Consider the following 23,973-nt stretch of genomic DNA (forward strand, 5'->3'; position numbering starts at 1 on the left):
ACAGCCAATACATGAAACTTACATATATCTTAACCGCCCTGATCCTGTGTAGTGCCTGTAATAAATTCCTGGACAAGGATCCGCTGAGTACAGCTACGGACCAAACTACCTGGAAGTCAGAGTCCGATGCAAATGCCTCCGTCGCTGCCTGCTATTCCTTATTACGCACAGCTTTCAATGCTTCTATACAATTTTATGTATATGGCGATCTGCCTACAGATGAATTCACGCCTGACTTTGTATATGGCGGTGATGGCAGTGCTTATATGAATGCTGCCAAAGTGAACTGGGGCGTGAGTGTGCCTGTAGCCAATACATACGATGTACGCCTGAAGTTACGGGTGTATACTAACTTTTATTCTGCTATAGCACAGAGCAACCGTTGTCTGCACTTTATCAGGACAATGCCGGAGTCTGTATTCACAGGTGGCACTCGTAACAAATACCTGGGAGAAGCTTATTTCACACGAGCATTCACCTACTTCTATATGGCACGCGTATGGGGCGATATACCCTTGGATACGACTTACTATGCCGATAATTCTGCGGCGCCACAATTGGCAAGAACACCACAAGCAGAAGTATTAACACAATGTATAGCGGATCTGGATCTGGCCAGACAATACCTGGATTGGAAAGATGCCTCCAGTACTGATAGAGTGGTGCGTGGAGACAAAGGCGCCGTATTCGCACTGTTAGCACATATCTATGCCTGGAAAGGTGATTATGATAAATGTAATGCTGCCTGCGATAGCCTCATTGCTTCAGGTACTTATTCTTTATTGCCAGCGGCTTCTTACATGAATTTATACAAAGGGCAGTCAGACGAAAGTATCTTTGAAATCTCCAATAACAGTACTTCAGAATCTTTGCTGACATCATCCAGCATTACAGGTTACACTGTCTGTGCGCCTTATTTGCAAGGAACCACAGTACCCCAATGGCAGTTTAACAATGCGACAATAGCAGGGTTGTATTATGATGAAGGTGACACCCGGTATAAGCAGGCTTTTACCACTGTTTCGAGTGGTTCTGCGGATTTCTACAGTTGTATCAAATATGCACAGGTAGCATATGTCAATAATAACACATCTTATTCCATCGCTAAAAATAATCTCCTCATCTTCCGTCTGGCAGATATTAAACTCCTCAAAGCAGAAGCGTTGGCAGCCAAGCCCTCACCTGACGAAGCAGGAGCGCTCGCACAGGTGAATGAGATCAGAACAAGAGCAGGTATACCTACCTATAGTAGCATCACCGGTGCGGCATTGCAGGACTCTATCGTAGCCGAACGGGGACGTGAACTCTTCCTCGAAGGGGCCCGCTTTTATGACTTTGTAAGGTTAGCCAGAAATACAGGGCATATTAAATTCTCTTACATCAATGCCACAGAATTTGCGCAGGGTAAGTATTACTGGCCGCTGGATCCATCCCTGTTCCTGCTGAATAATAAGTTGACACAAACACCTTACTGGCAGGGGAAAATTCAATAACCAAAAAAACAGCAATACATGAAATCATTATATATCACCTGTTGTATCTGCATGCTGCTGGCCACCGCCTGCAAGAAAGATAGCTACCTTACAGATGGCGGTATACACAATGCAAACACCGGGTTATCCACATACGACTACCTGGCACAGCATTCTGCCCATTATTTCGATACCACCATCTTACTCATCGATCACTTTGGTCTCAGGGACTCTGTGAATAAAGCAGGTACATTCTTCGCCTTTACTGATTACGCCATCAACCTGCTCATGAACAAGGAAGGCTATGCCAGTCTGGAAGATCTGTATAACAATACCACCGCTAAGATCATTACCCAATACCTGTTTACGGACAGCATCAGTTTGTACAATACGACGACCAATGTACAACCGGAAGAAAACTGGGCGGGCGAAATTGCACCCTGTGGTGTGAAGAAGCTGCTTGGTACCTATACGGTATACCTGACTAATAGCAGTGCAACCTATTCTTATTACTACCTGCAATATGTGAAAATAAATGGTGTACTGGATGGCTCAACAAATGCCCCGGAAAATGATCCTACTGATCTGGCCATCAGCTGTCAGACAACTGGCATCAAGACATCGACTGGTACTACACTGCATGTACTGGTAAATAATGCATCCATCAATAATATTCAGTAAGATGAAAATAACACGCATCCTATTATTATCAGTCGTATTGCTGAGTTGTGAAAAGATAGAGAAAGGATTTCTGAGTGACAGTGTATACTACCTGGAGAATCCATTTACAGTACAACAGGGCACGACTACTACCTCTTCTACACTGGTAGCCGATGGATCTACCAATCCCATTAATGTAAAGCTCCTGTCAGTCAGAAATGCGTATACAGGCGAGAGCGCAGACAGTATGTTTCTGCGCCCGCAAACGATCACGATCTTCAAAGACGCCGTGACACAATCAGATTCTACGTTGGCTATGCTCAATGCCAAGATGCAGGATAGTACGGTGGCGCCGTTCAGCATCAACCCGATCGGTGGCCGCTTACAGTTTACCAGAGCCTCTTTATATCTGGATACAGGCCGGTATACCATAGATGTCAATGTATCGAACATAAAAGGACAGAAGATGCTGAAGAATGCCTGTGAAATTATTGTAACGCCATTGAGTTCTACTTATACTGTAGTGTATCGTCGTGTACAGACTACTCCTCCGGATAATGATGCAGACCGAACTACTGTGCAGGAAAACGATACCTATCCGGTAGATATAAAATATACACCATCAGATGTGAGTAAGGTGATTATTAAGTGGTTGGATAAAAACGGGAAGCCGTTCAATCCATCGACAGATATGCAGCGATTAGCACTGACTTATCCTACATTCCATGACTGGGATCCGTATTATCCGGTGGTGACGACAGACTCTACGATGGAAATGGAATTTCCGAAACTGGGCATAGGCATGCCTTTGTTCTCATCGCTGACAGTAGGAGGAACGGCCTGGACAGATGAGTCCTGTTTGTCCTATTACCGCATATTGCCAAAGGCGACAGATATTAACAAGACCCTTCGTCTTACGCATTCTATCAAGTTCCTGACAGATGGTATTTATGAAATTACATTTCACATTACTGTTGCAGCAAAGATCTGAAGAGATTGGCTTTATGCCATTCTCTTCCTTCCCCATGCAATGAAAGCAGCAATGGTCGCAACTACAATATTGAATCCTATCACACTGGCTTCGCCACGGGCAATGTGGAAAACGGAGGCACACACCATGAGCAATACAATTCCACTGGCGACATACGTAGCCAGAAAGGGGATGAGTAACCCTATACCACCCAGCAGGTCAATGACACCCATAAAACGCAGAAAACCTGGCGCTACCTGTCCCGTCCATGGGTATATGCCGCCTGTTGGTCAATAGGCATAAACAATTTCATGTAGCCGGAATAAATAAACAGTGCACTCACTAAGATCTGAAAGATCCAAAGGATGGGATTCAATACTTTCATTATTGCTTATGTTTAGTGAGGCAAACTTAAGCAGGTAAACTACCCAAAAAAATTGAGTTACTTACAGGTAAGTGTAGATTATCCGAGGGCTTTTTCCAATACGCCTTCCAATTGCTTGACGAGTTCTCCGAAGCTGGAAGGTTTGGTCATAAAGTGGGCAGCACCCAGCGCAGCAGTTTCAATACCGTCTTTTTCTCTCAAAGAAGTGGTAAAGATCACGACCGGTATTTTTTCCAGTTGTTCATTTCGCTTGATAATTTCCAGGAACTGTTTGCCATTCATCTTTGGCATGTTCAGGTCAAGGAAGATCAGTTGCACATCGTTTGAATTATCTTTCAGCAGTTCCAGTCCCTCTTCACCATCTGATGCAAAGTGACAAACTGCGGCGCTGTCTACGATAGACATCGCTTCACCAAATAGTTCCTGATCATCTCTATCATCATCCACCAGTAAAATAACCTTGTTCGTCATGTGCGCAAAAGTACCAATTAAACAATTATAATACCCAATTAAGATAGATAGTCGGAGGGATGTTGAAAACATGAATTTATTTATTAATAGACAATCATTAGTAAATCAGGGTTGTTTTAGGCTTTGCTGCGCAAAGATTCATCAACTTTCTATGAAAAAAGGTTTTAGCCCTCATTTTATTGTTATCAATTGAAAGCCAGATATTAAGAAACTTTTTCACTCCCTAACCCTTACCTGTATCGCGTTTTACTATTTTTATTATCGACATATTATTATTTTCTTTAAATAATTATTTATAATTTTAACCTACTAAAAGAAAAACCGGATATCCCTATCCTAATGGACCGCTTTTTAATACGAAAAACCATAGCTCAAGGGCTCATTATATCATGCTGTATACTTTCCTTTGTATTTGCTAATGCTAACGCACAAGGCTTTGCTAAAACAAGTGCCTCGGGAGAAGTAACCAACGTCAATATAGTGTCTAACAATGAGAATACATCCTTTGCAAAACTGGGGGATGTAGTGACCCTATCTTTCATTGCCAGCAGTGACCTTGCTTCACCCCATGTCACCATTGCGGGGCACAATGTATCACCTACTGCCGTGTCATATCTGCAATATACCGTTTCATGGACAATGACGGATACAGATACAGAAGGGGAGATATTATTCAACATTTCTTACATCAACAATGCCGGCGATACATTGAACGTCGTGAGCGAGACGACGGACAATAGCAAGGTATATTTTGATATGACCCGGCCTACATCCGGTTTATTATCAACAGCAGCTAATCCGGTATCTGCGCCGTTTAGTATAAGTATAAGTTTCAGTGAGGCGATCAGCACTTTTGATGTGAATAAGATCATAACTGTCAATGCTACATTGTCTGACTTTGATCGTGTACGTAATAACCTCATTACAGCAATTGTAACTCCGATACATGATGGTAGGTTGTCAGTTCAAATTCCTGATAGCACGGCCACAGACCAGGCAGGAAACCCCAATACGGCATCAGTAGTACTCACCAGGACAGCTGTATCCACAGGTATGTTTGATAAGATCTATCCCAATCCGGCTAGCAGCAATCTCACAGTAAAATATTTGCCAGCAGTGAATGAAAAAGCAGTGATCACATTAATGAGTTACAACGGAGTTACCGTATTTGAAAAAGAAATGACACTGGATGGATTGACAGTAACTATTGATGTGAGCAATTTCCCTGCAGGTATGTACATGTTGTTTACAAAGTCAAAAGATTATAGTTTTTATACAAATGTAATGGTGGTTCATTAGTAAATACATTTTCCGCAATCCATTGCAATTTGCAGCTTGATAATAACCAAAATGACAGGCGCAAAATGACTGTTATTTTACATAGAAAATTTATCGCTAAATCCAAATAATTACCTACTTTTACTCTGTTATGTTAAACAGTTAGTAGACCCCACTTTATGAGAATCCGAACCGTAGGTCTGCTGCTTAACATAAGAACTCAAAATACCCGGTAGAATGTAATATGACTACAACAGAATCTAGTATCAGCATTTAGTTAATTATTAGCCAAAGAGTCTCAATAGTAAATTTAATTCCCTTGGTATTGTTTCTTTTTTCTTTGCTGTTCTACATGTAGAACAGGTAAATATTATGTACTGATAAAATCGTGCCTGTCCAGATACCCGGGAGGGTATTGAATCGTGCCTCTATCGATACCCGAAAAGGTATTGCCCGTGACGATGCCATAGAAGTCATTTAATTTAATGATACCAGAGAAGGTATGCCCAAGAAAAGTATGTCCACCATATACTCATGAAATGTTATGAAAAATGAAGAAGCTGCTTATTGAAATCATTGCGTCATTACTCGTCATATTGTTTTTGTACACCGGATTAAACAAGCTAATAGAGCATGCCACTTTCAGGCACCAGCTGAGTATTTCACCCTGGTCGCTGCTCGCAGCCTGGTCTGGTGTTGTGTCCTGGGCACTGCCAATAGGAGAAGTATTGCTCGCAGCAATGTTACTGATCACTGCATTTCGCATGACGGCTTTCATTGCAAGCGCCATCCTCTTTGCCGGATTCCTGGTATACCTGGGTATTCTGCTGAGTAGTGGTGCAAACTTACCCTGTACCTGCGGGGGAATCATCAGCAGTATGAGCTGGAATGCACATGTGTGGTTTGATGCCGCATTTTTATTATTGTGCATTGCCGGCATTTACCTGTTGAATAATACATATCGGATATTAAATCAGCATTAATACTAACAGCACAACGAATGTATCTGAAGCGCAACAACTAATTAAATCACATACGCCAAACTTTAACATCGTAAATTAAGAAACCAAAGCAATGAAACACATCCGTCTTACTGCACTAGCGGCAGTATTAACCATTGTAACCATTAGTGCCACGCAGGCTGCTAAATCTTTCCGGTCTCTCGTCTATTGGTATGACCCGTACACGTATGAATATCTGGGATCGACTTTCGATAAAGATAATCCGCCAACGGGTTGTAAAGGAAACGGAGCCCTGTGTGCCTACGGCTATTCATCTCCCAATCCTACTACAGCATCCATAGCCCGTGCCTTCAAAGAGTGACGACAAGCCTGATCCAGGCTGCCTCGCCTACAACAAAACGTTGCTGCCCCCGGTAGCAACGTTTTGTGCTTCTGGGAGAAGCGATTTCTGCACTAATCATTTCCGGCAACGATTGCGTAAATAAAATTTCCCCGATCTATTCTTTTGCTTAAAACTTTGTGTAGCTTGGCACCTATTAGTGTCAGTAAGACACCGAAGACGACAACTGCAGTTTGTGTAATTTCCATGATTATGAGTGGCGTTTTTTTTACTGTAGACTGGCCCATAAACCAATAGCAGACCGCGCCCTGCTATCCAATTTGAAAAATTGTATAAAATTCCATCAGGTATGAAAAAGTATGAATATCACCACCTAAGGGTAAGGTTCTCATTGTTGAATTTTACTACTACAAAATCGTAGTATCACGAAAACCTTACTGGATTAAAGTTCTCACACAGGGATAAAAACCGGGGACTCTCCCATTGAAATTGTGGGCCGTATGCCTGCTATAGACATACCACCATGCGCTGACTATCCCTCATTGTATATGCCTTAAATAATGCGGGCAATGTTTAAAAATCTACCATGTATCCTGATAAGGATAACAGGATTGCTATTTCTATGTTCCACGGCCTTTGCACAGCAGCCAACCACACCTGCTACGCCGGCAAAAGAAATTATCTTAAAAGGGAAGATCTATGACGCAGATGAAAGATCAGGACTCCCGGGAGTAACGGTTCGCGTAAAAGTAGGTAATAAAGGAACCACTACTGCTCCCGATGGTTCTTACACTTTGAAAGTCCACGAAAACTCTACCATCATTATTTCCCTCATCGGTTATGTTCCCCAGGAAATCGCTGTCAACAAACAGGAATCGATCGATGCTTTTCTCGGAAAAGACGTGAAGTCCCTGAATGAAACTGTCATCATTGGTTATGGTACGCAAAAACGTGCGAACGTACTGGGCTCAGTGGCAGTCGTAAATACTGCCGAAGTAGAAGACCTGCCAGTAGCCAACCTGGCTACTGCCCTGCAAAACAGGGTGCCCGGTGTATCTATCAGCCAATCATCCGGCCGCCCCGGTTCTACAACTAGCCTCACCATCCGAAACCCTGTCACCTGGGCTGCTACCGGCGCTTCTACAGATCCGCTTTATGTAATTGACGGTTTCCAGATGACGAAGGCCGACTTTGACAACCTGGATGCAACTATGGTGGAAAGTATTTCCTTCCTCAAAGATGCTGCCGCCTCTATCTACGGCGCCAGAGGAGCAAACGGTGTGGTACTGGTGAAAACGAGGATGGGTAAACCCGGCAAACCACGTATCAGCTATGCTGGTTCCTATGGCTTGTCTAATGCGACTTACATCCCTGAAATGCTCTCCGGATTTGATCAGGCAACCATGCTCAATAACAAGTATACCAGTCTCAAAGATGCCAACACTGCAAAATATTATACCGACGATGAACTGACTTATCTCAGATCCCATAACTACAACTGGATCGATGATGTCTGGAAAAAATCACATCTTACCCGCCATACCATCAATGTAAGCGGTGGTAGCGAAAGAGTGACTTTCTTCACCGGTGCTAACTACTATAAAGAAGACGGAAACGTAGGTGATCTGTATAGCAACAAATTTGGCGTGCGCCTGGGTATCAATGCCAAAATCGTCGATAACCTGACCGCTACTGTATCCTTTGCTACAGATAACTCCATCGTGAACAGGCCAACACCTAAAACCGTTCAATCAGGTCTTACCGAGCAGTCAGACCAGATGAATGCTACCGTGAGTGCGCTGCTGCTCACACCCGGATGGGTGCCTATGTACATCGATGGTAAACCTGTTTATTCCTCAGTGCCCGGCTGGAGCCCTTCAGAACTAGTGAAATCGGGTAGTTATGCCAAAACAAAATCACAGGGCCAGACTATCAACGCTGCCCTGGATTATAAACTGCCGGCCATCAAGGGGTTGTCTTTCCGCGTACAATATGGCCGCAATTCCCGTACTGATTTCGGCAAGGAATACTATGTACCTTACTACCTCTACAATTTTATCAGGGAAGGCGTGCATGTGACCACACAGAACGTGATCTTTACCAATCAAACTACCACTACCAACCCAACTACATTTATCAAGAATGGTAACGTGATGCTGGAGAATTACGGTGGTTCCAGCAACTATCAGCTGGATGAAATGATCACCTACGCCCGCACTTTTGGTAAGCACGACATCAACCTGCTACTCGTAGCTGAACAGGCGGAATCACAAAGTGACGCTTTCAATACCCGTCGTGAAACGGTGGTGATCCCTGGTATCGATGAACTGTTTGCCTTTAGTCAGGATAAATCTTTATATGACAACGGTGGCTCCGCAGGCGAAACGGGTCGTGTGAGTTACCTGGGCCGTCTGAACTATGGCTTCTCTGAAAAATACCTGCTGGAAGCTACTTTCCGCACAGATGCTTCTCCTAACTTCCCTAAAGACTCCCGCTGGGGCTATTTCCCATCAGTAGCAATTGGTTGGAGAATTTCTCAGGAAAAATGGTTCCATCGCAGCATGAAATTTATCGATGACCTGAAGATCCGCTTCCAGGTGGGGCTGACCGGTAACGATGCCGTGAAGAACTATCAGTACAAGGAAAGATATACCCAGACGACAGGTATGCTCTTCGGTAGCACTTACACCAGTGGTTTGAGTAACAACGATGTGCCCAATGAACACATTACCTGGGAAAAAGCCCTCTACAAAAACCTTGGCTTTGATGGTACCTTCTTCAACTCTAAATTCAACTTTGCAATAGACATGTGGCACCGTTACAACTACGATATGTTGCAACAGCCTACCAGCACAGTGCCGACGACCTTTGGTACTGCCATTGCAGACCAGAACTATGGCAGACTAAAATCATGGGGTGTTGAAGCGTCCATCGGCTATAATGGTACCATCAATAAAGATTTCAAATACTTTGCTTCCATGAACTTCGGGTGGAGCGACAATAAAGTTATCCGCAAATACTATGGCGCAGGTGATACTGCATGGAAGAACCCTATTGGCCGCAGAACTGATAATGGGATGGAAGGGTATAAATCAACTGGTATTGTACGTACGACCAAGGATGCGGAAAACTTCCTGGCTGCACACCGCGGATGGACCATCGATGGTAACCCGCTCATTGCAGGATACATGAACTACGAAGACATCAACGGTGATGGGAAGATAGATGCAAACGATAAAACCCGTATTGCCCCCAGAAGCAGCAGCATATTTGGGGTAGGCTTTAATCTCGGTGCCGGTTGGAGAGACCTGAAGCTGAGTTTCAACATCAGTCTGCAGGTAGGTGGCTACGAAGCATATGATAAGACGGCGAGAACACCACCTACAGAAAACGCCCGCGCACTCGGTATCTGGAAACACTCATGGTCACCCACCAATACAAATGCAAAGTACCCTCTCATGAACTCACCGCTCATCAGCGAAGTATCTGACTTCTGGATACGTAGCGCTACTGCCATGCGTGTGAACAATGCACAGCTGTCTTACAGTTTGCCAAAAGAACTGTCAGCAAAATGGAAAATTCCTGAACTGCGCATGTTTGTAACGGGTACTAACCTGTGGGTGCTGATCAATCATCAGCCTTACAAGGATCCGGCTACCAATCTGGCGATTGACTACCCGGCATTGCGTACCTACACATTTGGCCTGAACCTGAGTTTGTAAAATTAACAACTATGCAAAGTAAGATCATCTATATATACATCTTCCTGCTGCTGGGGCTTTGCTCCTGTTCCAAGATACTGGATAAAACCGACCTCTCAGGTATTGATGAAACGGCCTGGAATAATGAATCTACAGCTACGCTGTACCTGAACAGGCTCTATGACATCGCCATGCCTACATGGCCCAACCTGCAAGGGTCCGCTACTATACCTACAGCTATTCACGATCTGGCAGACGACTATAATGGTGGTGATTCCAAGCTGTGGTATGGCACGCTGTCAGTTGACAATATCACTGACTTTTACGGTGGTAATGCGTCTAACAATGCATGGGCATATATCCGCAAGATCAATATCCTGCTGACTGAAATAGATAAGGGTACCCTGGATATAGATACCAGAACCAAAATCAAGTCACAGGCATACTTTCTCCGTGGCTGGATTTACTTTCAGCTGGTGAAACTCTATGGTGGGGTACCTTATCTGAACCATCCACAGGACTGGATCACAGAAGATCTGTATGTAAAGAGAAATAAGACTTCTGAATGTATAGACTCCATCGCAAGAGATTTTGATATGGCAGCGGGTTGTCCTGCCAGCTGGGGTAGTGCTGACAGAGGTCGGATTACCAGAGGTGCGGCATTAGGTATCAAGGGCCGTATGCTCATGTACTGGGCAAGTCCGCAGTTCAATCCAAACAGTGATCAGACCCGTTGGGAGCGTGCTTATCAGGCAAACAGAAATGCGTATGATACCCTGCTCATAGATGGTTATGCTTTATATTCGAGTTATGCAAACATCTGGCTGGATGAAGGCTCTGGCAACAAAGAAGTAATCATGCTGCGTTCATTTGATGGCGCCAACAAAGCCAGTACATTTGACGATGCCGCCCGTCCTTACTCAGAGTCCAACGGGGGCGGTGGTTCGTACCAGCCTACCTGGGACATGGTAAAATCATATCCTACCAAAGATGGCAAGTCTATCGACGATGCAACATCCGGGTATGACTCCGTATATTTCTGGAAAAACCGCGATCCCCGCTTTGATGCAACCATCGCATACAATGGCTGTACCTGGCCACTGAGTAATAAAACCAACCGCAGACAATGGAACTACACAGGTATGACTGATGATAAAAGTAAACCCTGTGTAACGGGTTTCTATTGCCGCAAGAATTGTAATACGGCTACCATAAAGGATAATACCAAACTGGGCAAAACGGACTGGATAGAATTGCGACTGGGCGAAGTGATGCTGAACCTTGCAGAATGCGCCAATGCCACCGGTCGTACTCAGGAAGCCTACGATATGCTGATCGCGCTACGCAAAAGAGCAGGTATCAATCCCGGGTCAGATAACATGTATGGTTTACAAACAGGTTTGTCACAGGATGCACAGCGCACGGTGATCCTGAATGAGCGCCGTATAGAACTGGCCTTCGAAGGCAAACGTTACGATGACATGCGCCGCAATAAACTCTTCGACAAACTAAATGGCACTACAAGAAAGGTACTCACGATTGCCGTAAAAGCACCTTACACCGTAGCGATCCTTGAAAAAACAGACAGCGAAGGCATCATGCTGCGCGATAAGCTGGATATCAATGGCACTGACTATACCACTTATTTTACAGCAACAGTGGGTAACCTGGATACTCAGCAGCCTATAAATTATCCTTCGAATTATTATTTTTACGGTATACCTACTTCAAATATACAACGGAACCCATCGCTGGAACAGACACAAGGATGGAACAGCGGCACCTTTAATCCTTACGAATAATCTGAAATTAAATAACCGATGAAAAAGTATTTCATACTGGCAGCAATTTGTTTCGGGCATCATGCATTTGCTCAATATCCAACCATACCAAAAGCTGTACAGCAGGTAAGTGATTCCATGCTTGATGGTGCAAAGAAACATGCAGACGACATGTGGCAGAAAGCATTACCCATTGTGACACAGGAAGCGCGCAATGGCAAACCTTATATTCCATATGCTTCCCGGCCTACTGACCTGCCACAGGCAAGCATCCCCGCTTTCCCCGGAGCTGAGGGTGGTGGTGCATACACCTTTGGCGGTCGTGGCGGTAAAGTATATGTAGTAACAAGTCTGGCAGACGATGGACCCGGTACACTGCGTGATGCCTGTGAGCAGGGTGGCGCACGTACCGTGATATTCAACGTAGCTGGTATCATCCACTTGAAGACCCCCATTATCCTTCGGGCGCCCTATATCACCATTGCCGGCCAGACAGCCCCCGGTGATGGAGTTTGTGTAGCAGGCGAAAGCTTCTGGATCGACACCCATGATGTGGTGATCCGCTACATGCGCTTTCGCAGAGGCGAAACAACCGTAGGCCGTCGGGATGATGCACTGGGTGGAAATCCTGTGGGCAACATCATCATTGACCATTGCTCTGCCAGCTGGGGCCTGGATGAAAACATCTCCCTGTACCGGCATATGTACAACCCGGGAGAAGGTTATCAGGAAGAAAAATTGCCAACTATCAACATCACTATTCAGAACTGTATATCCTCCGAAGCATTGGATACATACAATCATGCTTTTGGTAGTACACTGGGTGGTGAAAACTGTGCTTTCATCCGCAACCTCTGGGCTTGTAATGCAGGACGTAACCCTTCAGTAGGTTGGTTCAGTGTGTTCAATTTTGTGAATAACGTAGTATTCAACTGGAAACATCGTACTGTAGATGGTGGCGATTATCGTTCACAGTTCAATATCATCAATAACTATTTCAAACCGGGTCCTGTTACGCCAGGAGATGAGAATGTAGGTCACCGTATTATTAAGCCAGAATCCGGCCGTAGCAAACTGAAATACCAGCAGTTTGGCAGAACATACGTAACCGGCAATATCATGGAAGGTTATGATAATATCACCAAAAACAACTGGGATGGCGGTGTACAGGTAGAAGACCTGCCAAATGCAGGCCAATACATGGTAGATATGAAAGTAGATCATCCCGCACCGATGCCAAAGATGACGATCCTTTCTGCGAACGATGCTTATCAGTATGTATTGGACAATGCAGGCGCTACGCTGCCTGTGCGTGATCCTGTGGATAAAAGAGTGGTAGAACAGGTGCGTACCGGTAAGATCATTTACAAAGACAATACCGAGTCTAAAATTGGTAGTGAATACATTAAGCGCAGACTGGCGCCGGATTCTTACAAACAGGGCATTATCTATGACATTGCACAGGTAGGTGGTTATCCTGAATACAAAGGCAAACCTTACAAGGATGCCGATGGTGATGGTATCCCTGATGAGTGGGAAATCAAACATGGGCTGAATCCAAAAGATGCCAGCGATGCAGTGAAAGATAAAAATGGTGATGGCTATACCAATATCGAAGATTTTCTAAATGATATTAAAGGTGATAAGAAACCTTATACCATGATCATCAATGAGCGTGTCGCAAAGATCGTATCTACACTGGGTATTGATGATGATTCAAAGAATGATCAGGTACAGTCAATTATTGCACAACAATATATAGATATCAAAGATAACGAAGGTAAAAAAGATACAGTGCTCATGCGTGAGCTGCACCAGCACTACCTGTCCAGACTGTCTTCCGTATTAACGACTGAACAGGTCACAAAAGTAAAGGATGGTATGACTTACAGCATACTGCCTGTCACTTACAATGCTTACCTGGATATGCTGCCTAACCTGACACCTGCGCAACAGCAACAGATCATGACATGGCTGATAGAAGCCCGTGAAAATGCAATGGATGCAGGTACATCTGAACAAAAACATGCAGTATTCGGTAAGTACAAAGGTAGGATCAATAACTATTTATCAGCATCCGGTATTGATATGAAAAAAGCGGAAGCAGACTGGAAGAAACGTAGGAATGAAAAATAAGATCTTATGGATGCTGGCATGTTGTATGTCTCTTACAGCAACGGCACAGCAAAAAATACAACCACCGGTATCGGTGAGTAAAGAAGGGCGTCTGGTGTATACACCAGACGCCTTAGGCAATCGTATACCTGACTATTCCTATTGTGGATATATGGGTGGGGATAGTACGATTCCGGATGTGCCTGCACGGATAGTGGTACCTGTAGGTGGTGATATACAGGCAGCGATCGATCAGGTAGCTGCTGGTGGTGGTGCTGTGTTACTTGAAAAAGGTACTTATCAGGTGTTTGGCTCTTTGCACATCAATACTGGGAATGTTGTACTGAGAGGCAGTGGGCCTGAAACCATTTTGCTGGGAGCAGGTACAGACCGTGCACCACTCATTCGCGTCGCTGGTGTGAATAATAAGCACTACAGTACAACTATAAATATCATCGATGCCTATGTGCCTGTGAATGCAACTACGATTACGGTAGCACAATCTGTTTTCAAAACAGGAGATAGGGTGGAAATCAGCCGTCCCTGTACAAAAGCATGGATCGCACAATTAGGTACGGAACATTTTGGCGGAGGCATTACGGCCTTGGGCTGGAAGCCTAACGAGCGCGTGATTCACTGGGATCGCAAAGTACTGGCTGTTCATGGCAATCAGGTCACACTGGATGCACCTTTGACCACGGCACTGGATACGACCTACGGGATTGCTACCATTACGGCTTACCAATGGCCGGGGCAGATTACACATGTGGGGGTGGAAAAACTCCGTTGTATATCTGCTGTTGATGAAAAACGACCCAAAGACGAAGATCATCGCTGGATGGGTATTACCATCGAAAATGCGACAGATAGCTGGGTCAGACAGGTCTCATTTGAACATTTTGCCGGTTCAGCAGTGGCCATATGGGAAACTGCGGGTCGTATTACGGTAGAAGATTGTATCTCATTAGCCCCTGTGAGTGAAATTGGGGGGCAGCGCAGGAATACCTTTTTTACTGCCGGTCAGCAAACGCTTTTTCAGCGCATCTATGCACAATATGGCTATCATGATTTTGGAGTAGGCTATTGTGCAGGTGGGCCTAATGCATTTGTACAATGTGAATCCTGGATGCCGTTTAGTTATAGCGGTACATTAGATAGCTGGGCCTCCGGCGTATTGCTGGATAATGTGCAGGTGACAGGGCAGGCATTGGGTTTTCCGGATAGAGGGCAGGATGGACAGGGTGCTGGCTGGTCAGCAGCGAATAGTATGCTCTGGCAATGTGCGGCTGCAAAGATCATTTGTCCTGCACCACCCGGGGCCATGAACTGGTCATTTGGCGCCTGGGCACAGTTTCAGGGCAATGGGTATTGGAATAGTTCCAATGAATACATCAATCCACGTAGTTTGTATTATGCACAGCTGGCAGACCGGTTGGGTAAGGATGTATCGGATAGAGCGAGGTTAATGCCTGCTACATCGGAGGCTTCAAGTAGTCCATCACCCCAGCAGGCGGCGGAACTGATTGCGCAGTCAAAGGAGCCGGCATTAACATTACTGGAATGGATCACAAAACAAAAAACGATCGAAGTCAATACAAAAGGAATTAAGGTAGCGCCTGTCAAAAAAAATGAATTGGTGCGTGCCAATGCTGATGTTATCCACATTCAAAATGGAAGAATACTAAAAAATAACCAGCTACTTACGGGAGGCCGTCATGAAGAACCCTGGTGGCGGGGTGGTATCCGTCCTGAAGATGCAAGAGAAGCCGTAGCTGCACTCACCCGTTTTGTACCCGGCCGCACCGGTACTGGTTTTACAGATGACCTGGATAGCGTAGTCAACTGGATGCAACAAAAGAACATCATTGCTTTTGATCACAATTACGGTCTCTGGTATGAGAGAAGAAGAGATGATCATGAACGGGTATTGCGCATAGATGGCGATGTATGGCCTCCATTCTATGAACAGCCTTTTGCACGCAGTGGTGAAGGCACAGCATGGGATGGACTCAGCAAATATGATATCACCAAATACAATACCTGGTACTGGACCCGTTTACAACAGTTTGCATCCAAAGGCATGGTATTGATTCACGAAAATTACTTCCAGCACAATATTATCGAAGCCGGTGCGCACTATGCAGATTTTCCATGGCGCCCTGGGAATAATGTGAATAATACAGGTTTTCCGGAACCACCACCATATGCAGGTGGCAAGCGCATCTTCATGGCTGCACAGTTTTATGATACGACTCATCCGGTACGTCGTGCCTTGCATCAGGCCTACATTCGGCAGTGTATGGAGAGTCTGCGTAACTACAGCAATGTGATACAACTGATAGGTGCAGAGTTTACCGGGCCTTTGCACTTTGTGCAATTCTGGGCTAATACCATTGATGCGTATAAAAAGGAACATGCATCCTCCTGTATCATAGGTCTCAGCACAACAAAGGATGTACAGGATTCCATTCTGCAAAATCCTGCTTATTCACATGTTATTGACCTGATAGATATTCGCTACTGGCATTATCAGCAGGATGGTAATGCATATGCTCCACAGGGTGGGCAGAACCTGGCCCCCCGTCAGCACGCACGGTTGCTAAAACCTAAAAAGTCCAGTGAAGAAATGGTGTACAAAGCAGTGCGTGAATACAGGGGAAAATATCCTGAGAAAGCAGTCATTTACTCAGCAGACAGTTACGATCGTTTTGGGTGGGCGGTATTGATGGCAGGAGGCTCCCTGCCGGATATTCCTGTAATAGAGGTGCCCGGTTTCTTAACAGCCGCTGCTGATATGCAACCTGTAGATATACCCGGTGCAATGGCGCTGAAGAATACGGCAAACGAATACATCATTTACTGTAATACAACTGCAGAAATAACAGTAGATGCAGGTGTAAAGGGCACTGCCCGCTGGATAAATGCAAAGGATGGACACCTGATCAGTAACAAAAAGATCAGTAGCTTTAAATTCCATAACCCACAACAGTCTCCCGCTGTGTTATGGATAAGCCACAAATAGTTTAAGCATGAAATGGAATACACTGTTATACGTATTATTACTCCCGTTCCTCACTTACGGGCAAAGTAAAACCCTGACACTGAAGGTCTCAAAGGACGGGCACTTTTTTCAGACATCTGATGGGCAGCCTTTCTTCTGGTTAGGAGATACTGGTTGGTTATTGTTCACCAACCTGAATGAGTCGGAGGTAGATCATTATCTGGCCGATCGCCAGCATAAAGGATTCAATGTGATCCAGGTGATGCTGTTGCCAAAGCTGGCCGCCGTGAATCAAAAAGGAGATTCCGCATTGTTGAAAAACAATATTGCTGAACCTCAGAAAAAGTACTTCGATTTCGTAGCAACTGTCGTTGACAAAGCTGCGGCCAAAGGACTCTACCTGGCATTGGTGCCGGTATGGGGTTCGCCTGTCAAAGAAGGCAAGGTGTCACCAGCCGCTGCTGCTACTTATGCCCATTTCCTCGCTACCCGTTTTCATGATAAAAAGAACATTATCTGGCTGAATGGTGGCGATATCAAAGGCAGTGATTCTTCTGCGGTATGGAATGCTATTGGCAATACCCTGCACAAAGAAGACTCCGTACACCTGATGACCTTTCATCCGAGAGGCCGTGCCCAATCTTCCGACTGGTTCCATCATGCAGCCTGGCTGAATTTTAATATGTTTCAGTCCGGCCACCAGCGCTATAACCAGGATACGACAAAAAGAAAATACGGCGAAGATAATTTCAGGTATGTACAGGCAGATTATAAACGTACGCCTGCAAAACCAGTATTGGATGGAGAACCATCCTACGAAAGTATTCCACAGGGATTGCATGATCCGAAAGAACCTTACTGGTCAGATAAGGATGTGCGTCGTTATGCCTACTGGTCTGTATTTGCCGGTGGTGCCGGGTTTACTTATGGACATAATTCAGTAATACAGTTTCACAAAGCAAAAGAGAAAGGTGTATATGGTGTAAGAGAAGTGTATACAGATGCACTCAATGCACCGGGTGCGGGTCAGATGAAATACCTGAAACAATTATTGCTCTCCCGTTCTTACTTTGATCGTGTACCTGATCAGTCATTGCTGGCAAAGGATACGGGTACGCAGCATCAGCGTATTCTGGCAACAAGAGGAAAGACATATGCCTTCTATTATACGGCTACTGGTCGCAGTATTCCTGTACAGTTAGGAAAGATTGAAGCGGGTTATATCAAAGCATCGTGGTATGATCCACGCACCGGGTATACCTCCCGGATAGGCACATTTCCAAACAAAGGCGTGAAAGTCTTTGACCCACCCGGTAAGGAAGAAGAAGGAAATGACTGGGTATTGATTTTAGACAGGTCTTAAAGAATTCAATGCTTCCAGCTGAAAATTACATCTGATTCCACTTGTTATGCGACCTATATTGTTACTACTTATTATCTGTATGGCCTGCCGCTCCGGAAAGGATGTGTACCTCTTCACATCTTTCCGGGAGCCCGGCCTGGATGGACTTCATTTGTTATATAGCCACAATGGCTATAACTGGACGGACATTCCCGGCTCATTCCTTACACCTGCAATAGGAGGAAAGAACATGCGGGACCCCAGTATTCAGCAAGGCCCTGATGGCATATTTCACCTTGTTTGGACCAGTGCCTGGAAAGGTGACAAAGGCTTTGGCTATGCGAGCTCCAAAGACCTGATCCATTGGTCAGACGAACGATATATACCCGTGATGGAACATGAACCCACAGCTGTAAATGTCTGGGCGCCAGAACTCTTTTATGATGATGAAAATAACCAGTTCCTCATCATCTGGAGTACCACCATTCCCAGTCGTTTTCCCAAAGGCACCGAAGAAGAAAACAACAACCACCGGCTGTATTATACCACCACCCGGGATTTCGTGACCTTTTCACCTGCAAAGCTCTTCTTTGACCCTGGCTACAGTGTGATAGACGGTACGATCGTAAAAGAAGCGAACCACAGGTATGTGCTGGTGGTAAAAGACAACACACGCCATGAAAGGGATATTAAGGTTGCCTTCAGTGAGCATGCTACAGGTCCATATCAGGCGATTTCAGCGCCTTTTACAGATAAACTGACTGAAGGTCCATCCGCAACCAAAGTAGGGAAGGAATGGCTTATTTATTACGATAACTATGGCACACACCATTACGGCGCAATAAAAACAATCGATTTCAAAAGATTTACCGATATCTCAGCCAAAGTCTCACTGCCAACCGGACATAAACACGGCACCATATTCAAAACCACGAAAAAGGTCCTGAAAGGACTTTTAGCCCAAACCAAATAAAATGCGAGTATCCCTCACCATCCTCCTGACCATTTGTTGTGCGGTCACGTACGCACAAGACACCACACATCATCCACCCGATTCCATGAAGGTGCGCGACCTGAATGAAACCGTCGTAATCGGGTATGGCGTTGTTAAGAAAAGAGATCTCACCGGCGCTGTATACACCATCAAAAAAGATGTGATTATGCAGGCGCCTGTGGCCAATCCGCTGGAATCCCTGCAGGGTAGGGTACCCGGTATGGACATTACTCGCAGCAGTGGCGCACCCGGCGCCGGTGCAGATGTGCTCATCAGGGGCACCCGCTCTATTGCCGGCGGTAATGGTCCATTGTACATTATTGATGGATTGCAGGGAGGCAGTATGTCTTACCTGAATCCTTCAGACATCGAAAGCGTGGAAGTATTAAAAGACGCCTCTGCCACTGCCATCTATGGTTCACAGGGTGCAAATGGGGTAGTCATCATCACTACTAAAAAAGGAAAACCCGGCAAAACAAAAGTATCCTACAATGGTTACTATGGTGCGAACGGATATACACAATACCCGGCTCCCCGTATGGGCGAAAGCTATTTGCAGCTGAGAAGAGAAGCATGGAGAGCCAGCCTCAATCCCGGTGAAACCTTACCTGACGATGCCACCATCTTTGCCAACCAGGGTGAGTACGATGCTATTCAGAAGGGGCAATGGGTCAACTGGGTAGACCTCCTGATGCACAACAGTACCCAGCAGAGTCATTCCGTATCCGTCAGCGGCGGCACTGACAAAACCAAAGCCTTTATGTCTTTCGGTTACTACAGGGAAAATGGTGCACTGAAGTATACGAATCTCACCCGCTATTCTGTACGATTGAACCTGGATCAGGAGATCTCCCGCTTTGCGAAAGCCGGTATCCAGAGCCAGATCAATTATACTTCCCTCAACAAACGGAAGGATCCTATGAGCGTCGCCTTGTCTACCACCCCACTGGGTGTACCTTACGATGCATATGGTAATGTAAACGTCTATCCGGTAGCAGGGAATACCAATACGATTTCTCCGCTTACTGATGACAGGGGGCCGGAAGTGGCTACGGATCAGACCATCGGTGCGACGGTGTTCATGAATGGCTACCTGGATGTCACGCCGGTTAAAGGACTGACTTTCCGCTCTAATTTCGGCACCTTCCTCAGCTTTAACAGGGACGGTATTTTCCAGGCAGCAACCTCTCTGAACAGGGCAGGTGATGCCACCAGTTATACCTCCATCACCAATGGCAATACCCGTTTCTACAACTGGGACAATGTGCTTACTTACAACCTGAATAAAGGCGACCATGCCATTACCATCACAGCCCTGAGCAGTTATACCCACAAGGATGCCGACACCAGCAGTGCATCAGGTGTGAAGCAGGTATTGGGCACACAACTCTTTTATAACCTGGACGCAACAGAAGCTACCAGTAGAAAACTCCAGTCTACTTACAAGGGTTCTGCTACTATGTCTTATGCAGCGAGGATCAATTATAGCTATAAGGGTCGCTACCTGTTTCAGTTCAGTGAAAGAATGGATGGTGCTTCCCGGTTGGCCGTAGGACATAAGTGGGCTGGATTCCCTTCTGTCTCTGCAGGTTGGAGACTAAGTGATGAACCATTCATGCGCAATGCACGTAACCTCGATGACCTGAAGCTGAGAGTGACATATGGTGTAGCAGGTAACTCCGCTATCTCTGAATACGGTACGCAATCAGGTCTCACTCAGGCAAACAATATCTCGTTCGGCGAGGTGCCTGCATCCGGATATGTGTTCAATTCCACTATTGGCAATACCAACCTTGGTTGGGAGCTCTCTGCCACTACAAACGTAGGACTGGATATGTCTTTTCTCAATAGCCGGATCAATGCCAGCATCGATGCGTACAATACAAAAACAACCAAACTGTTATTACTCAGAACCCTGCCTGTATCCACAGGTGTATCATATGTATACCAGAATATCGGTTCTACAAACAATAAGGGAATAGAAATCGCATTGAACACGGTGAATATTGCCCACAAACATTTCAAATGGACATCCACCATCACGTTCACAACGAACAGGGAACGAATCAACAGTCTGGTAGGGAATAAAGATATAATTGATAAGGAAACGAATTCCCTGCTGCTGGGCCATCCTGTTCATTCATTTTATACTTACCAGAAGCTAGGTATCTGGCAGACGAACGAAGCGGACAAAGCTGCTGCACTCACCATGGGTGGTACTGCTTTTAAACCCGGCTCCATTAAACTGGCAGACGTGAACCGGGATAGTGTTATTAATAACGCGGACCGCAAGTACTTAGGCTCTCCTGTACCTAAATGGTCTATCGGCTGGCAGCATACATTTAACTACCGCGCCTTTGACCTGGGAATATTCGTTGTCGCCCGCTGGGGACAAATGATCTATGGTGAATTCCTGGGTCGCTATAATGCAGGTGGAGAAAATGGAGGCCCTGCTTTTGTGAACTACTGGACACCGGAAAACCCAACCAACGATTATCCCCGTCCTAAGAAAAGCACCAAATTCAGTGACTATGCCGGTTATCAATCCATGCTCTATATAGACGGGTCATATTTCAAGGTGAAGAATATCACACTTGGATACACATTGCCACATGCCGTGAGTAGCAGGCTGTCTATAGATAACCTGCGTGTGTATGCCACTGCCGCTAATATTTTCACAAAGGCACGTAGCCACCTGCTGAAATATTATGACCCGGAAAGAGGTGGCGCAGAATCATCTCCACTGAGCAAACAGGTAGTAGTTGGGTTAAATGTGGATTTCTAAACCAAAACAAATGAAAAACTATTTACTCGTCATATTAATGCTCACAGGTATTACAGCCTGTAGCCTCGATGAATACAATCCTTCGGGCATTACTGCCGATGCGATCTGGTCCAGCCCGGAAGGATTTATCACTGTCGTGAATTCCGCCTATTCAGAACAACGTGCCTGGTATGGAAAAGATAATGGAGAATGGATGGGCGAAATGGGAACGGATCTCTGGTTCAACTCAGGGCGTGCTAATTATGCCAATGAGCTGATGCGATATGAGAACTTTATTCCCAGCAAAGGCAATCCTAACATTACTACCTGGGGAAACATGTACAAAGCTATCAATATCTGTAATGCAGGCATCAACCGTATTGGCAATGCAGGTTTTACAGACACGGTGATGCGCAATCAGCGGGAAGGGGAGTTGCGCTACCTCCGCGCATTCTATTACTACCATGTAGTAGAACAATGGGGTGGTGTGATCCTGTCTACAACTGAAACAAACGATGCTATCGTAACTGCTACCCGTAGCGATGTCAAAGACTTTTATAAACTCATTCTCAGTGACCTGGACTATGCAGCAAAGCACCTGCCTGTAAGTTATGGTGCAGAATACAGCAGGGCTACACAAAAATCTGCACTGGCCATGCTGGCACGTGCAAACCTTGCCTGCGCGTATTATTACACAGGTGGTGAACAGCAGGAATATTTCAAAAAAGCAAAAGCTGCTGTGGATGAGATCATTTCCCGCAAAGGTGAATTTGGTGTAGCATTGTGGGATAACTATGCGGATGTTTTCAATCCTAAAAACAATAAGCAGAACAAAGAAGCATTGTATACGATCAGTAATTCGCTGACCTATTCATTGGACTATGATCAAAATGCAAACCGTCTGCATATGTGGTTCCTCACAACTTACAGCTCTAAACCCGGTTTGCAGCAGAGTATGGATTATGGCAGAGATGGTACCCGTTACTTTATGCCTACCCGTGCGCTGTTGGATTTCTATGATGACGAAAAGGATAGTCGTTTCGAGGGTTCTTTTCAGACAGTGTGGATTTGTAACAAAGCATATACCTGGACAGAAACAGATGTGAAGAATTATGGCAAAGATCCATCGCTGGTAGGGCGAACAATGGTCGTTGGTGTGGATACCGCAATGTATATCACTAAACATTCAGTGTCAGACAAGAGCACCCGTCCTTACCTCGTCATAGATCGTGATAGCGTGTACAATACGAATGGAACCATCAAAGTGGGAAATGATTATGTGCCATTGAAGAAGTTCATGGACCCTATTACCCGTTCCGCGGCCAATGCGCAACCGGGCTTCCTGGATGTATTGGTGATCCGGCTGGCAGAGATGTACCTGATCGGTGCGGAAGCCGCTTTACAGTTGGGCGATAATAACGCTGCTGCTGCTTATATCAATGTATTGAGAACGAGAGCGGCTAAGAAAACACCTGTGGATTATACAGCTGCTATGCAGATCACTGCGAGTGATGTGACGCTCGATTTCATTCTCGATGAAAGAGCGAGAGAACTGGCAGGGGAACACGTTCGCTGGTTTGATCTGAAACGTACCGGTAAACTGGTGGACCGTATTCATACCTACAATCCGGATGTAACGCAGGTAAAGGAATTCCATCGGCTGCGCCCGGTGCCACAAACACAGATAGATGCATTAACGAATGGAGCTGAATTTGGGCAGAATGCTGGCTATTAAAT

17 protein-coding genes are annotated in these 23,973 nt (G+C 45.4%); 14 read left to right on the forward strand and 3 right to left on the reverse strand.

Translation table 11 applies throughout. From position 1 onward, the window contains the following. Positions 1-11 precede the first annotated feature (11 nt). Genes BW716_RS04280 through BW716_RS04290 form a run of 3 tightly spaced genes read left to right on the forward strand, consistent with a single transcriptional unit; the run spans position 12 to position 3,123 of the window. On the forward strand, positions 12-1,493 hold the full coding sequence (locus BW716_RS04280; RefSeq protein ID WP_083721287.1) for a RagB/SusD family nutrient uptake outer membrane protein: 1,482 nt from the start codon (positions 12-14) through the stop codon (positions 1,491-1,493). Between the two features lie 18 nt (positions 1,494-1,511). Further along, positions 1,512-2,153: a hypothetical protein gene (locus BW716_RS04285; RefSeq protein WP_143708715.1), complete on the forward strand. Its 642-nt coding sequence runs from the start codon at positions 1,512-1,514 to the stop codon at positions 2,151-2,153. Position 2,154: 1 nt separating this feature from the next. Continuing rightward, positions 2,155-3,123, forward strand: coding sequence for a hypothetical protein (locus BW716_RS04290; RefSeq protein ID WP_143708716.1), 969 nt, complete (start codon positions 2,155-2,157; stop codon positions 3,121-3,123). A gap of 11 nt (positions 3,124-3,134) precedes the next feature. Here the strand turns inward: BW716_RS04290 and BW716_RS38015 are convergent, their stop codons facing one another. The 3 genes from BW716_RS38015 to BW716_RS04300 form a co-directional block, all read right to left on the reverse strand. Next, positions 3,135-3,335 carry a DoxX family protein gene (locus tag BW716_RS38015; protein ID WP_235643469.1) on the reverse strand — a complete coding sequence of 67 codons (201 nt, stop codon included), beginning with the start codon at positions 3,333-3,335 and terminating at the stop codon, positions 3,135-3,137. Between the two features lie 20 nt (positions 3,336-3,355). Continuing rightward, a complete protein-coding gene (locus tag BW716_RS38420) occupies positions 3,356-3,487 on the reverse strand; it encodes a hypothetical protein (RefSeq protein WP_255373856.1) in 132 nt (43 codons plus the stop codon). Between the two features lie 78 nt (positions 3,488-3,565). Then, positions 3,566-3,958 (reverse strand): response regulator, encoded by a 393-nt coding sequence (locus BW716_RS04300; RefSeq protein ID WP_179090987.1) that lies wholly within the window; start codon positions 3,956-3,958, stop codon positions 3,566-3,568. A 480-nt stretch (positions 3,959-4,438) separates the two neighbouring features. Between BW716_RS04300 and BW716_RS04305 the strand changes: the two genes are divergently transcribed. From BW716_RS04305 to BW716_RS04350, 11 genes are all read left to right on the forward strand, one after another. Beyond that, a complete protein-coding gene (locus tag BW716_RS04305) occupies positions 4,439-5,257 on the forward strand; it encodes an Ig-like domain-containing protein (RefSeq protein WP_179090988.1) in 819 nt (272 codons plus the stop codon). Positions 5,258-5,787: 530 nt separating this feature from the next. Next, a complete protein-coding gene (locus BW716_RS04310; protein WP_083721292.1) occupies positions 5,788-6,219 on the forward strand; it encodes a MauE/DoxX family redox-associated membrane protein in 432 nt (143 codons plus the stop codon). Positions 6,220-6,310: 91 nt separating this feature from the next. Further along, the gene (locus tag BW716_RS36035) at positions 6,311-6,559 is read left to right on the forward strand and encodes a hypothetical protein (protein ID WP_143708717.1); all 249 of its coding nucleotides are present in this window, start codon (positions 6,311-6,313) and stop codon (positions 6,557-6,559) included. Between the two features lie 548 nt (positions 6,560-7,107). Next, positions 7,108-10,260, forward strand: coding sequence for a TonB-dependent receptor (locus tag BW716_RS04315; RefSeq protein ID WP_179090989.1), 3,153 nt, complete (start codon positions 7,108-7,110; stop codon positions 10,258-10,260). Positions 10,261-10,271: 11 nt separating this feature from the next. Further along, on the forward strand, positions 10,272-12,041 hold the full coding sequence (locus BW716_RS04320; protein ID WP_083721294.1) for a RagB/SusD family nutrient uptake outer membrane protein: 1,770 nt from the start codon (positions 10,272-10,274) through the stop codon (positions 12,039-12,041). A gap of 18 nt (positions 12,042-12,059) precedes the next feature. Beyond that, positions 12,060-14,156, forward strand: coding sequence for a DUF3826 domain-containing protein (locus BW716_RS04325; RefSeq protein ID WP_083721295.1), 2,097 nt, complete (start codon positions 12,060-12,062; stop codon positions 14,154-14,156). Next, the gene (locus BW716_RS04330) at positions 14,146-17,157 is read left to right on the forward strand and encodes a DUF6298 domain-containing protein (protein WP_143708718.1); all 3,012 of its coding nucleotides are present in this window, start codon (positions 14,146-14,148) and stop codon (positions 17,155-17,157) included. Before BW716_RS04325 ends, BW716_RS04330 begins: the two co-directional genes overlap by 11 nt. 7 nt (positions 17,158-17,164) lie before the next feature. Further along, the gene (locus BW716_RS04335) at positions 17,165-18,499 is read left to right on the forward strand and encodes a glycoside hydrolase family 140 protein (protein WP_083721297.1); all 1,335 of its coding nucleotides are present in this window, start codon (positions 17,165-17,167) and stop codon (positions 18,497-18,499) included. A gap of 46 nt (positions 18,500-18,545) precedes the next feature. Continuing rightward, on the forward strand, positions 18,546-19,451 hold the full coding sequence (locus tag BW716_RS04340) for a glycoside hydrolase family 43 protein (RefSeq protein WP_083721298.1): 906 nt from the start codon (positions 18,546-18,548) through the stop codon (positions 19,449-19,451). A 1-nt stretch (position 19,452) separates the two neighbouring features. Next, complete coding sequence (locus tag BW716_RS04345; protein WP_083721299.1) at positions 19,453-22,257, forward strand: SusC/RagA family TonB-linked outer membrane protein; 2,805 nt, start codon at positions 19,453-19,455, stop codon at positions 22,255-22,257. A gap of 10 nt (positions 22,258-22,267) precedes the next feature. Next, a complete protein-coding gene (locus BW716_RS04350) occupies positions 22,268-23,971 on the forward strand; it encodes a RagB/SusD family nutrient uptake outer membrane protein (protein WP_083721424.1) in 1,704 nt (567 codons plus the stop codon). Positions 23,972-23,973: the final 2 nt, after the last annotated feature.

The sequence above is a fragment of the [Flexibacter] sp. ATCC 35208 genome, from assembly GCF_001975825.1.
Taxonomy (GTDB): Bacteria; Bacteroidota; Bacteroidia; order Chitinophagales; family Chitinophagaceae; genus Chitinophaga.